Source organism: Algibacter pacificus (assembly GCF_008033385.1).
Lineage (GTDB): Bacteria > Bacteroidota > Bacteroidia > Flavobacteriales > Flavobacteriaceae > Algibacter > Algibacter pacificus.
Genome location: NZ_VOGY01000001.1, coordinates 499,309 through 514,010, shown reverse-complemented (window position 1 = coordinate 514,010; position 14,702 = coordinate 499,309). Strand labels below are relative to the sequence as shown.

Annotated in this window: 6 protein-coding genes; all 6 read right to left on the bottom strand. The window is 34.7% G+C overall.

Annotation, left to right across the window (positions count from 1 at the left end):
• Positions 1–96: 96 nt before the first annotated feature.
• The 6 genes from FQU21_RS02580 to FQU21_RS02555 all read right to left on the bottom strand — a co-directional run bounded on the left by FQU21_RS02580 (position 97) and on the right by FQU21_RS02555 (position 14,698).
• On the bottom strand, positions 97–1,638 hold the full coding sequence (locus FQU21_RS02580; RefSeq protein ID WP_147676462.1) for a T9SS type A sorting domain-containing protein: 1,542 nt from the start codon (positions 1,636–1,638) through the stop codon (positions 97–99).
• Positions 1,639–1,972: 334 nt separating this feature from the next.
• Entirely contained in the window at positions 1,973–5,170 is a 3,198-nt protein-coding gene (locus FQU21_RS02575; protein WP_147676461.1) for a BNR-4 repeat-containing protein, read from the bottom strand.
• 144 nt (positions 5,171–5,314) lie between these two features.
• Positions 5,315–8,785, bottom strand: a complete 3,471-nt coding sequence (locus FQU21_RS02570; protein ID WP_246124726.1) for a glycosyl hydrolase — start codon at positions 8,783–8,785, stop codon at positions 5,315–5,317.
• 233 nt (positions 8,786–9,018) lie between these two features.
• On the bottom strand, positions 9,019–11,622 hold the full coding sequence (locus tag FQU21_RS02565; protein WP_147676460.1) for a glycoside hydrolase family 2 TIM barrel-domain containing protein: 2,604 nt from the start codon (positions 11,620–11,622) through the stop codon (positions 9,019–9,021).
• 20 nt (positions 11,623–11,642) lie between these two features.
• Complete coding sequence (locus tag FQU21_RS02560; protein WP_147676459.1) at positions 11,643–13,382, bottom strand: sulfatase family protein; 1,740 nt, start codon at positions 13,380–13,382, stop codon at positions 11,643–11,645.
• A gap of 188 nt (positions 13,383–13,570) precedes the next feature.
• Positions 13,571–14,698, bottom strand: a complete 1,128-nt coding sequence (locus FQU21_RS02555; protein ID WP_147676458.1) for a glycoside hydrolase family 88/105 protein — start codon at positions 14,696–14,698, stop codon at positions 13,571–13,573.
• Positions 14,699–14,702 lie beyond the last annotated feature (4 nt).

Here is a 14,702-nt window from a genome sequence, read left to right as displayed (position 1 = left end):
CTGCACGAAACCCGTTTCTTAAATATTATAAAATAAAAAAGCCAAAAAGAAATAAATCTTCCTGGCTTTTGTTAACTATGTACTACCTTTTTACCTTTATTTTATAACCAATTTAGTGTGATATACTTTATTATTCTCTGCCAAAGTTTTAACCAAATATAAACCAGAAGTAAATTTATGACTTACTTCAACTTCTAAAACACCTTTATTGGTTGAATTTTGATAAACTATTTTCCCTGTAATATCATAAATTTCAACCTTAACCGTATTTTGATTTTCAAATGCCAAAGTAAAACTATCTTTTGCTGGATTTGGATATATTTTTACTGTAGGAGTTTCCAAATCTTTATCGTTAATACTTAATGTTGTAGATTCTAAAATCCACTTACTTCTATCATCAGTATTAGAGGAGTGTATCATAGTATTATCTTCGGCATGATATAAATATCTTTTATTGTTTTTAGTTTCAAAACTATAAGTTCCGTCTCCATTATCAATAATAGTCCATATTTTATCTACTGCCTGATTAGGTGCACCAAAAGATGTACTAACTAACTCGGGAGCAGAGCTCCCCCCTTTAAATCGTATGATTCCTTTTACTTCACTATCAATATTATAATAATTAAAACCAGATACTTCGGCTTTTACAAATTGCCACTCTTTATCTGAACCTTCTCCTGAATCACTAGCTACAATACTAGACCCTGAAGACCTTAAATATTTTCCAGTTGCTACATTTTTTAATCTACAAATGCCTACTGGTAAATCTCCAGAATTCTCTACTTCTTCCTTGGTGTATGTTGTATTAGCCCATCTTATTTGAGCTCTACCACCTTTAACACGGTATGCACCATATCTAATACCAGACTCAACCCCTCTTTCGGGCTCTGGAATGGTAAAATTAAAAGTTTCACTACCAATAACGGCATCAGCATAATGTATTTTTTTTGTTGCATCGCTAGGGTCTTCCCTAAAACCTACCTCGAGCTCAATATCGGTTTCAACATTTTTTCCAATATTAGTTAAGAAAACAATATCTCTTCCTGCCGCTCCAGATCCACCTCTATAGTTAATTTGTTCTCTAAAAATATTAAAAGATACTTGTACAGGGTTACCATTAGTATCCTGGCCATATACAGCTTTTGCTAGAAACAAACAAATAGCGGGGTCGTTAGAACCACCTTCACCGGTGTGTTTTCCTTTTGCCTGCATGATATAGGTTCCATCGCTACCATCACTACTAGTTACACCAACCTCTAGTATTCTAACCGTTCCTGTAAACCTAGCGTAACTCCCCACTCCTGTAGCTTGAGATCTAGATAAAGAACGCTCTATCCTTGGCTGCAAAGTGTTTGCCGCATCTTGATTATTAGAATTATGAGTAATATTATAAATCCCCCAAGTTTTTCCATAAACATTACTTTCTTTGTAATTTGCATAGCAACTTCGGTCATCAATAGTTCCTACATTAGCAGCGGATGGTAAATCATTTGATGTTCTAGTTGCATTTGCACCATCATCATTACAAGTGGTATAAGTACCAGTATCCTCATCGGGCGCTACTGTTTGCCCCGATAATACAAAAGAAAAGAGTGTAAAAGCAAATAAGATTAAGGATTTTGAGGTAATTTTTTTCATAGTTGTCTTCTTTATTATTGTTTAGTTGACATAAATCAATTTTATAAATCTAAAAAAAAAACCTCTCTTTACCTGTCCTGCTATATCCTGATTTTAGGACAAACAATCTTATTATTCGTTAAAATATATAATTGTAAAAAACCTCCGTCAGAAATAAAGGTTTCAATTTTTAAAATTGGTCCTAAAACTAAAATTACATCCACAAGTTGAATAAGTCTCACCTATTTAACAAGTATTCTCTATTCTCTTCTTAGTTGACAAAAAATACTTCTACATAGCTCTTAAAAAGCAAATATAATACTTTAAAGTGTTTTTAAACTTAGTTTATTATTACTTATTTTACCATTAACTTAGCATAGAAAGTTGTTGTACTATTATAAGAACTCACTTTAATAAGATACATACCCGCCTTAAAACTATACTGGTTTTGTATTTCTAAAACATTTTTAAATGACATTTTTTTATACACCTGTTTACCTAAAAGATTATAAATTTCTATATTCTTTTTACCTATTATATTATTAAAATGTATAGTAAATTTATCTACAGTAGGATTAGGATGAATGCTTAAAAAAGGCTTATTAAAGTTTTGTTTTTTATTACTTAATAACGGTCCTCCTGTTCCTACTATTCGCCATTTACTTCTGGTATCAGTTTCATTGACATTTCTATTATAGCATTTACCATCCTCGTCATGATACAAAAATGTACCATTATTTTTAGCTTCAAACCTAAAAGTATCATCTTCTCTATTGTAATGTACGGTCCATATTTTATCGGTATCGCCAGCTGGAGATTCTTTTCCTGTGCTTACTACTAGAAAGGCTCCTTGGGCAAACCCGCTACCTGTAGCCCGTAATATACCATTATCTTTACTATCTATGTTATAGTAATCTATACCACCTACATTGGTTTTAACAAATTCCCATTTTCTATCCGATCCATCTCCGGTATCACGCATTATTACAGGCTGACCACCTCTTGAATTAGTACCAAGATACTTTCCTGTTGAAACATTAACAATTTGATAAACGCCATCTGCATCCCCCCCTACATCATCATTATCCTGTCCTTTAGTAATTTTCATACGGTCAAAATTAAATCCCCCCACTTCTGCTACAATTTTAATTTTTTGCACTCCTTTTTGAAGTGAAATAGTGGTTTTTGTTCCTAAAAATCTGGTTAAACTTGGTGTTGTTTTTAAATCTACAGATTTAAGTTTTGTGTCTCCTTTAATAATTTTAAGCTTTTTTGTTGCTCCAGGAGAAGCCGCAATAATTTCTACATCATATAATCCATCTTCAGGCACATCAATAGTATATTCTGCAAAATCATTGACGTTCCATGCATTTAAATAAAATATTGAATTACTCCAACGTGTTACATTTACCCCATTTTTAGTTGTATAATGCTCTGCTTCTATTTCTGTTGGAAGCTTATGTGTTTTAGGTTTAACCGTAATTGTTTTTGAAACTTGTGCCGATGAATAATAATTGTTCCCACTATCTGAAACAGTTATAGTAGCGCTGCCTGCACCTAAAACATGCCTTACTTGATTACTCCACACTATTGCTACTTGGTTATTAGGACAAAGGAATCTAAAATTAGCTTCTGAATTATTACTAGTTGCCACTAGATTAAACGCTGGATCTCCCGAAGTTACGTCTGGAATATCTTCAAACACAATGTCTTGTTGACGAAGAGGAACCGTAAGTTTATAACCCAGAATAGGTGCAGCATTATAGGTATCATCTCCATATTGCAAAGCATTTATGGTAGTCTCACCAGCTTGCTTTACTTGTAATTTGTTTCCATCAAAAATTACGGCTACATCGGTGTTGGAACTTTCAAACTGTACGGGTAACCCAGAACTTGCTATGCCACTCAAGGTTTGATCTGGGCTACCCCAAACATGATTGGTTGCTGCTAAGGTAAAATCGATGGTTTGATTTAATTTAGAGGTGTTCGCCTTAATCACCAAGGTTTGTGATACATCTGGAGCCTTTTCATAATTACTATCTCCTATTTGGCTAGCAATAATTTCGCAAGCACCTACTCCCATAATTTGTACTTTATTACCATCAATGATACGAGCAATATGAGTATCCGATGATGAATAAGAAACGGGTAGTCCTGAACTTGCCGTTGCATTTAATTCAAAATTAGAATCGCCTTCCGTTTTTTCTGTTAGGGCATCAAAACTGATAGTTTGTGCGGTATACTCTTCCTTATCTAACTTAAAAACAAAACAATGCACTGGTACCGTAGCGCTGTTTTTCACCTCACTAAATACAATGGCAATAATACCATCATTCATAACTGTTATGCTTTTTTTAACGTTAAGCCCTATAGGTTTTCTAAAATCCTCTCGCCAAGTATAGGTGCCTGCCAAAGCACTTGTTACAACAAAATTACCACTAGATACATTAAACTTATACATACGGTTTCCATAGAATATACCTAGCGCTCCTTTATTTCTATCTTCCTCAAATTGAACATCTCCAGATTTTTGTAAATAGTTATAAGGCTCGGTACCTTTAGGTTTAATATAGGTGTAGATATCGTTTTTTGGAGAAATTGCTAATTGTGGTCCTCCTGCCCAGCCTTCATTATCTGGAATACTTCGCGGATCGGCTATAAAAAAAGGTGCGTGATCTATAATTGGCAAATCATAACTTTTACCATCTAAGGTGGTTGCTTTATTATCCATCCTAGCCCCCAACTCCATCACATAAACACCTTCATTTAACCTTGTAGGAGACTCTGCCCACCTAGGCGAATAGGCATAATAAAATTTCCCATTAATAAAATATGCGCTTCCATAAGCAAAGTGTCGCTCTCCTTGTGTTACTTCTTGCCCCCTACCTTTTATAATAGTTACTTCGCTAGACCAAGTATTTCCGTTATAGTAAGTCATCACTATATCGCCTCCAACTGCAGCACCTAATCGACGTTCAAAATACATTTCGCCGAGGTCGTTATTGAATAAATCTGGGTACGTAACTCCAGTTACTTTCTTTCCTGGAATTAAATAGTTTTGTTGAGGTAAAAAATTCTCGGCAGTAAAATCTTCATCTGGACCAAAAGCTATATTTTTATTTGACCTGATATAATTTAAATCTTCATTATGATGATCAAACATCAAATGTACGGTTCCATCTATAGGACAAATGCCAATATTGGTGGTTAAATGGGTATCGCCTTTACCACCAACCAAACTTAGTTTAGCCGGCAGTTCAACGTGTACCCAAGCCCCTTCTCCAATTTTCTTTCGTGAGACCATTAAGGTACGATCGCTCCAACCACCGCGGTACCAAGTATAAAAAACATAACCATTGGATACTTTCATACAATTACCGTGTGGGTTTATACTGGCACCATAATGATATGGTGTTGCATCATCTGGTTTCCAAAAATAAAAGGCCTGATCGGTAATCTTTGTGTTTTCTAAAAAAGTGACTTGAGCTTTAGCTAAACCTGAAAACAAGGTAATGGCTAAAAAAAGTAAATGCTTAAGTGTAACGGTTCGCATAATATCAAAATATTTAGTTAGTTTTTTGAATCTAAATATCTAATTATTACTAAACTTTTACATCCTGCTGTATCTTGTTTTACACCTAAATTACAATTTAATATGCTTAACCTACAACTCTTAACTTGTTTTTAGGAAATGTTTTCAATTCATGATTTTTAAAACCACAGGCCCAATTAAACCAGATTTTTCCAACTCCGTTTCAGTATTTTTTGGGCGAGCTGTTGTCCAAGTTTTCTTAGCATTTTTTGATCTTTTATTATCAAAAATTAGTTGATTTCTCCATGTATTAGTAATCTTTATTTCTAACTTATTTTCGCCCTTCTGAATTGCTTTTGTAATATCAAACACAAAAGGTGGCGCCCATTTTACGCCTACTTTTTTGCCATTACACCAAACTTCTGCAATATTTGCAACTTCACCCAAATCTAAAACAGTGGTTTTACCTGTTTCTTTTAACTTAATGGTTTTATCGTATCTTGTAGTTCCTGAATAATGTTTTATAGCATCATTTTCTAATGTTGTGAGCGATTTTAACACATCAATTTGAATGTGTTCTGGGGTATCCCAACCTTTATCAAAAGTTAGTTTCCAGTTATTTTGAAGTGATTTTTTTATAACATTAATAGACTTAATTTCCTCTTTTCCGTTTTGATGAAAAATATAATCCCCAGACATTGAAGCCTGAAACTCATTTCCAATCCAAGTTAATACGGGGTAATCATTTGTTTTATGAATTTGATACCATCCTGTTTTTGTTTCTAAAATAGTTTCTCCGTTGCGCGTAATTTTTGATGCTATTGGTTTAATATCGCTTTTTGAAAACACAATAATTACGCTTCCATTTTCAGCTAAAGAAACTGCAACATTTGTTCTATCATTTTCGTTTTTCCAAATTTTAGCATCTTGCTGATTCCCTGTAAAGGCATCCCAAATCTGAGGAGATAAACCATCAATTCTAAAACTCAAGGAAATATCAATCGGGCTATCTTCTTTTGAAGCTACAAAATAGATATGCGCAGCTTCCGTTTCTCTATGAATCCAATTAATGTTTACATCCTCAGGCAAGATAACATCTTTAGAAATTTCTTCTGCTGCTAAAACTTCTTCCAGTGTTTTCCCCCAATATACTTTTCCTTTACCTACTAGTTTTACTCCGCTTTTGGTAGTATCCCACAAATCATCAGCAATAGATTGCAATTCTTTTAAATCGTTCTCATCATCCATTAAACTAGGAGAATCTTTAGGTTTGTTACCTAAAACAATGGCACCGTTTATCACCAATTCTTTTAGTTTTTTAGCTGTAGATAACAACATGCTTTCTGAATCTCTTAGACTAATAACTCTATAATCGCCGCCATTTTCCACATGAATTTTTCCCCTTTTCACACTTACTTTATCATTTAAAATTTCTGCGTTTAAATAATCAAACCTGTAACCTTTAGGAAAGTAATCTAAATCGAATGGTGGACGCTCATAATGATCGCCATAATACCTAAGCACATCGGCCACATACTCACCTTGTTGCAATACATATTGATTTCTGGTTAAATAATCGGTCCAGTTAGACATGTATTTCCACCAAGTTTGCTCGCGTACTAACGGAAACCCTATATTCCCACCAAAACTAGACCCTGGTTGCACATTGGTTTGTGGTGTATGCGAAAACGTGTGAAACACCAAATGGTTTACTCCTTTTGCAAAATTATAGTCTATTAAATATTTTACAGAAAATGGATGTTCGTTCCATTTTACTCCTACTTGGGTACAAGCCTCTGCAGCAAGTATTGGTTTATTATATAAATGTGTTGCTGATGCTGCATTGTAAATAGGTTTAGCATATTCATTTTGTGCTGATGGTGCACTTGGGTACCAAAACTCGGTCATTGGGTTGTCGCTAACGCCATAATACCGCATAGGATCTATTGGCAACACTTCGCCTCCTGCGCCTTCGGTATAAACTTCAGCCCCCATATCGTGAGCTACGGTTGCAAAATGTTTAAAGAAATTATCTATAAATAGGTCATCCATGGTGTGTCGTAAATCTCTTAAAAATTTAGCGGTTACTTTTGGGCTTTCAATAATATAGCCCATAGTGGCTGGCAAGTATTTTTTCATACTATAGCCTCTACGGTTTTCAAATTCTTTGAACATATCTTCAGAATGCATGGTCCATGTAGGCACGTGACTTTCCCAACTATCAATTAATAGCCCTTGCAATTTACCATCTCCAATAGGGCCACCATCTTTGATTAAATTACCAATCATCCCTTTTCGTAAATGGTTTTCTATAGCAACTTTATCAAGTTTACTTGATTCCCAACCTGTGGCTTCAGGAACGGCAGGTTTATTGGTTAATCGCATATTGATATGCCCGAACCGAACCACCGTCCAACGACCTTCGGGAACTTCCCAATTTAGTTTACCTTCCGAATTCATTTTATCCGTTAGATTCACTATATTATTGGGATTTATAAAGGTTTTTTCATTGTACGCATACTGCACATCCTTTTCAAGACGGCGCAGTACTTTTGCGGCCTTAGCTTCATGGTTATGAAGTTTGGGTTTTGCACTTAGCCGGATAACTTCTGGTGCTATAGTATGTGTGCCTTTAAAAGTAAACACAAATTTGTTTGAAGTGGTTTCTGGAATAGCTAAAGTTAAATGTTTTCGCCTGTCGTTCCAGTTAGCATCGGGGATATTTACTGTTGTTATTTCTTTTAGTTTATTATCGATAAGGGCTTCAACTTTAATAGCGACATCTACTTGCGGATATTGGGTACCCATAATAATATGTCTTAATTGCGGAAGCTGTATAGTACGTAATGTAATAGGACTATCAAATGTTGTCCTAACCCAAGAATCTTGATTATTTACTTTTGAAATACCTTGTTTTCTGTATGTATTTAAGGGTTGATCTAAACGCGTAGTTTTTCGAGTTACAATTATTTTAGCATCTGGATTAAAAATGTCCTTCCATGGTACAGCTGTGTTATTAGTTTCTATTAACGTAGGTTTGAAAGGAGGCGTATCATCCCCTTCTGGAGTTGGAAAAGCTAATACTTGAATGTCTTGATAATTGTAATCTGGTGTATGATACAATGAATCTATCTCAAGTATATCATTAAAAATTTGTTTACCAGAAACGTAATAAACCGTTTCAACCACTTCGCGTTGAGCTTCTTCCTCGGGAACCCAAGGACCACCTGTCATAGACCAGCCTGGACAATTTTGCATGGTAAATTTTAAACCCAATCGTTTACATTCATTGGCTGCATGCCGAATCATATCTTCCCATTCTGGAGATAAAATCTCTATAGGTTTTACGTTTGGATAAGGCCTTCCTGCTTTATTAAATAGGTGTACGCCTTGTAACCCTGCTTCTTTTATAGCTTCTAAATCTAATGTTAAACCTTCTTTACTAATGTTGTTTCCATTTAGATGAAACCAAGTTTCAGGGCGATATTGCTTTTTTGAAGTTTTAAAACCATTTCGTAATTCACCTATAACAGGAGCATTTTTTGCTTCTTGAGCGGTTAGAGTTTTAGAAAAATTACAACTAACAATTGTTAATTGCATTATTAAAACAAACAAACACGATGCTAAATATTTCATTGTAATTTTACTTTTTTATTAATTATAGCTTTAGTTGCTCCCGTGTTTATTTACGAGAAGAGTTATAGTCCTTATTTTCATAAAATATAAATAATTTCTGAATTCAAATTGTAATTTAAAAAAACCAAAGTTGAATAAATATTAAACTTATACATTCTTATAGTCTAGAATTAAATTTTAGATATAAGCTTTTAAAACTTGTTTAATAAGACATTCTAGACTTAATAAAAAAATTAATTGACGCTTCTAAGCTTAATACCGCTCAGTCTTGTTTGCCCTTTTTTCGATTTAAACCCAACGGTTATTCCGTTATCATTTTCAATCGTAATTAAAAAACGTTTCATTACACTACGGTCGTTTCCATATTGTTTTTTAAGGTTTATATCGCTCCAAACAGGCTTTCCATTTACCACAATATCCATGATATTATCTTCCTTGGTTTTTAATTCTGCTAAAAGTAAAGACAATTCATAGGTTCCTTTAGGAACATCAAATTTATAGGCCTCAATACCAATACGCTGCGTTTGGTAAATAGGGTCGTTCTCTGTTCCTTTAACACTTACGTTAGTTCCAATATTATTTCTTCGTTTACTTTTAAATCTTAAAAAATCACCGCCTACATAACCATAACCGCCTTTTTCATAAGCTTTATCGGGCATCCATAAATAATCTATATTATCGGTTTCAATAAAATAACAGTATGAACCAACATTTATGGCTATTTCCTTAAACGGATTGGTTTCACTTTTTAAGTTTTTAGGCTGAAGTGTAAACTCTATAATTGCAAAATCTTTTAATAGTTCTCCGTCTTTTTCTGAAACAACTTCAATTAAGTTATTTCCATGCTTTAAAGGTACATTGAAAGTGGCTGTAGAAAAATCAAATACTTTTTTACCTAGCGAAGTTCCGTTTACAAACAATTCCACATCTTTTCCATTGCCAACCACTGTTATTGGTTGTGTAGCAACGTCGCCTCCTACGGCATCTGCTATTCCAGCTCTTTTTTTCCAAGACTTAGAAGCTATTGCCAAAAATGGCGTTTTCTTTAATAATGCTTGATATAAGTAATACGCGTCTTTTTTCTTTCTATCGGCAGAAACTAAACCTTTACTATTAATATGCGGTACGGCATCTTTTCGGTGTTCTACCTGAAAATCGGCATAGTTCCAAACATTTGCTCCCACAATTTCTGGCATATCTAAAATGGTTTTCATATAAGCCTTATGAAGTTCAAATTGATATTCTACACTAAAGTCGAATCGAGTGGGATTGTAAGAACGTATTCTAGGGTCTGCTCCACCGCCATACTCACTTAAAATAAAAGGTTTATCGGGATTTAATGCCAAAGAACGTTCTACTAAACTTCTTAGGTTTTTATCAATATCTTCTAGTTCTTCAACATACCAACCGTAATACTTATTGTATCCTACCAAATCGGTTAATCTTATTCCTAGTTTATCTTGGTATGCTGGTTCTCTAAAAAACACACAGTAAGAGTACCGGGTGTCATCTTCATCTTTTATGGTTTTTCCTAAAACTTTGTGCGTTTCTACAAAGTGTTTGGTGTACGCTTCGCCTAGTTTATCAGGAGCTTTCATTGTAGTTTCGTTCCCTAAATTCCAAGCCACAATAGCAGGGTTGTTGTAATTAAAACGAATGGCTTCCTTGAGCATTTTTATGCTATTTTGCTTTCCGGTTTCGTTGGCTGCAGCTTTATCTACAAAAGGAATTTCGAGAGTAGCAACTAGCCCTAATTTATTGCACATTTCTAAAATAGCTGGGTCTTGCGGATAATGGGCAATTCGTAAAAAATTAGACCCCATTTCTTTAAGTAACCTCATATCATTTCTATGAATTTCATCACTAACTGCATTGGCTTTTCCTAGAAAATCTTGATGTCTGCACGTTCCAATAAGTTTGGTTTGTTTTCCATTGATAAAGAAGCCTTTTTTTGCATCGAAACGAAACCATCTAAATCCTACAGGATTTTCAATTCTATCGTATACATTACCTTTTTTATCTATTATTTCTGAAACCAATTTATATAAATATGGACTTTCTGGAGACCATAAATTTGGATTAGAGATAGAAAAATCACTAAACACCTCGTTTCCATAAGACGCTTTCGACTTCATTATTTTTACTAAGTTGTTTTGGGCGTCATATAAAGTTTGTTTTACATAGTACGTGCCTTTTTTAGGCCTTACAACTTTAGATTGTACTGAAATTTTAGCCGAAGATTCTGAAACTTCTGGAGTTCTAATAAAAATAGCATTTGCTCCTAAATTAGCCACTTCAAAATGAACAGGTTTGGTAATGATTAAATGTACATCTCTGTAAATACCACCATAAAATGAAAAATCGGCTGCTTGCGGTATAATTTCGTCATTATGTGCATTGTTTACTTTAATCGCTATTTCATTAGTTCCTTCTTTTAATGCTGAGGTAATATCTCTGGCAAATGTAGTATAGCCTCCAATATGATCTTCACCTACTGCCTTACCATTTACATATAACGACGTTACTTGATTGGCCGCCTCAAATAACAAAAACACTTGCTGATTGTGGTAAATCTTAGGAATTATAGCCGTTTTTTTATACCAACCATCTCCACGATAATAACCGTCTTCATCATCTAAAATATCTTTAGTATTCCAAGAATGAGGGAGGGTTACTTTTTCCCAATTAATATCAAGCGCTTCATTAAAGGGATTGTCTAAACTTCCTTTATAGAAACTCCAAGCATCATTATAAGTTTCAATGTGTCTTACCTGTTGTGCATACACAACACTTATAAAAGTAAAAGCTGTGATTAAAAATGAAAATAATTTCTTCATTTTATTTTTTGCGATTTAAATTAATTAAATTCTACTGTTTTACTTGGCTTAAACCCTATACGATGTGCTTGAACCATTAGTTTTGCACCTTTAGGTAAGTCAATAGGGTTTTGATAAATTGCCCATGATTGAGGTGTTTTACCGTCCTTAATTACTTTATATCCAATTGAAGCTCCGGTAGTTTCACAACTTATTTTTAGCTTTCCATTGTTTACAGCGATCGTAGGTTCGGATGTTTTAGGCTGACTATCATTTCCTTTCCATAAACGTTCTACTAGTTTTCTTTCGTCAAGATTTGGTGTATCTTTAATCTCTGCCAACCATCTATCCATTTCTGAACTTAATTCATTAAGTTTTGTTTTATATTCAGGGTTATTAGCTAAATTGTTTAATTCAAAAGGATCTGCCTTACAATCAAATAACTCTTCAACTGGTTTTTTCTCTCTAAACCATTGCATTTGAATATCATTTAATTTCCCTTCTTCTTTAAGCCTTAACAACTCCTGCATAGCTGGAATTTTTTCTCGGTATGCTACTGGCAAATAATATCCCTGCTCAGGTCTATAATTCCTAATGTACTTATACTGACTATCTCTTACGGCACGAATAGCATCGGTAAATCCATCAAATCTATCTGCTGCCGCATGAATGTATTGTCGTGCTTTAGCTTTATATTTTCCTAAAAATGCTTGCCCCTGCATATAGGGTTTTGGCTCCTCATCTATTAAAGATAATAATGTAGGTGCAAAATCAACAAAACTTATGAGTTGATTGTCTTTTGTTCCTGCGTGCATTTTTTTTGGAAAACGTATAATCATTGGTGTGTTTAATCCAGAATCGTAAATTAATCGTTTTTCTCTTGGTAGTGGTCCGCCATGGTCGCCATAAAAGAAAATAATGGTATTTTCAAGCAATCCGTCTGCCTCCAATTGTTTTAAAACAGCTCCAATTTGGTGATCCATTTCAGCTATATTGTTATAAGCCTTCCACATGTCTCGACGTGTTACTTTAGTATCTGCTAAATATGGTGGAATATTAAAGTCTGTATCTTTTGAAAGGTGCACAGGCGTATCTTCTTCTGCCATCCTATTTTTGGCATGCGAAGCTCCAAAATTTTTCCATTTATAGTTTCGGTCTCCCGAGTGGTAATGTCTTGTTTCTATTTCTCTAAATCCGTAAGGCTCAAACAATCCCGACTCATGGGTTTCTGTAAAATTAAATACTGAAAAAAATGGCTGATTTGCCGCTCTATTTCTCCAATGTGCGTAAGGACTACTTTCATCCCACGCTGTTTTTGGTGCTTTAAATTGATAATCTTCTTTATAATTATTAGAGCAATAGTAACCTTGCTTACGTAGCAACTCACTAATCATTTTAACATCTGTAGGTGGTACAGCTTCATATTTTGGCACACCTATTTCGTCATTATAAGAATTGGTACGCATATGATTGGCACCAATACCCGAAGGGTACATACCAGTAGCAATAGCTGCTCGACTTGGTGAACAAACACCAGATGTGGAATATAAATTTGGATAGATTACGCCTTCGTTAGCTAATTTACTTAAATTTGGAGTTACTACGGTAGAATCTCCAAATGGCGGGATGTATGCTCCCATATCTTCGGTTACTAACCAAAGTATATTTGGTCGTTCGGGAAGTTCAGAATTAATTGCTACGTTTTTTTTTGTTTCCTTGTTTTTTGTTTGGCAACTTGTAATACTTAAACAAAGTAGTACTATTAATTTAAAAAATTTCATTTTTGTGGTTTTAACTTGTTTGCGAGTTTAATTGAAATATACCTATATGTTTATATAGTAAAAGTAGGTTGCAAACTAGCCTGCGTTAGGGATTGCAGAGGAAAGCCCACAGCCTGACGAAGGAAGTGCGAGGACTTGAAACGTAAAGCCCGACCCCGCCCTAAAGCGGGGTAACGCCCATAATATTTTTATTTTAATTTTAAAACCTCACTACCGGCCATTAAAAAGGCTCCGGTACCAAAATTTTGCCAACTATCTGCTGTAGCTGGTTCTGGAAATGCTCCTATATTTTGCACCCAACCTACGCGACCATCATCATGCTGGCATTTAGCTAATGCATGCCAAGCTTTTTTTACAGCTGGAGTATGTTTCTTGTCGATTAAGCCATTATTAATTCCCCAAGCAAGTGCAAAGGTGTAAAACCCGCTGCCACTAACCTCTCCGTAGTTGTAGGTTTCTGGACATAATAAACTTGTTCTCCATAGCCCGTCTTCTGGTTGAAGTTCTAAAATTCTATCGGCCATATCTTTAAATAGCTTTTCATAAAATGGGCGGTGTTTATAGTCTTGTGGCATATCGTCTAAAATTAATGCTAAACCAGAAATGACCCAACCATTTCCACGAGACCAAAATATTTTTTTACCATTTGGTTCTTTTTCGTCTTTATCGGAACCGGTCCAAACAAAACGCATATCTCTTGCAAACAATCGTTCTTCTTTATCGTATAATTGATTATAAGTTTGCATATAAAATTTATGCATCTCATCTAAATACTTTGGTTGGTTGGTGTGTTTTGCATATAAATTAAGGACAGGCGGTGCCATAAACAGGGCATCGCACCACCACCATAAAATTGTACGACCGTATTTACTTTTATCTGTTCCTGCTTTCCAGTTATCATCTTCATACAAATGCGCATCTAAGAATTTTTTTGTTGGTTCTAGATCTACAAAATTCTTTCGTCCTCCAACCATATCAATATACAAATAACTGTATGAAATAGCCACGTCATCGGCATGATGCAAACGGTCGAAAGTTTGCCAATTATTCCAGTATCCTTGATTTTTTAAGGCCGCCATATACATCATATCTTTTGTTGCCTTATGAGCTCTTGCGACACCTGTATAATAGGCACCTTCAGTCCAATCGGTTGGGGCAATTGCAAAAATTGGGTGTGCTTCTTGCCATTCTAATGCTTTAATCATAGAAGCTTTAATTTTAGAATTATCTAAAGCTTGTTGAGCTACTGTTTTTTGTGAAACAGAACAGCTAAAAAGTGTTAAAAGCACTAAAAGGTGTAATACGGATTTGTTCATTTGT

Coding starts and splice junctions, on each gene's coding strand:
- FQU21_RS02580 (WP_147676462.1), bottom strand. CDS start 1,638: ATGAAAAAAATTACCTCAAAATCCTTAATCTTATTTGCTTTTACACTC.
- FQU21_RS02575 (WP_147676461.1), bottom strand. CDS start 5,170: ATGCGAACCGTTACACTTAAGCATTTACTTTTTTTAGCCATTACCTTG.
- FQU21_RS02570 (WP_246124726.1), bottom strand. CDS start 8,785: ATGAAATATTTAGCATCGTGTTTGTTTGTTTTAATAATGCAATTAACA.
- FQU21_RS02565 (WP_147676460.1), bottom strand. CDS start 11,622: ATGAAGAAATTATTTTCATTTTTAATCACAGCTTTTACTTTTATAAGT.
- FQU21_RS02560 (WP_147676459.1), bottom strand. CDS start 13,382: ATGAAATTTTTTAAATTAATAGTACTACTTTGTTTAAGTATTACAAGT.
- FQU21_RS02555 (WP_147676458.1), bottom strand. CDS start 14,698: ATGAACAAATCCGTATTACACCTTTTAGTGCTTTTAACACTTTTTAGC.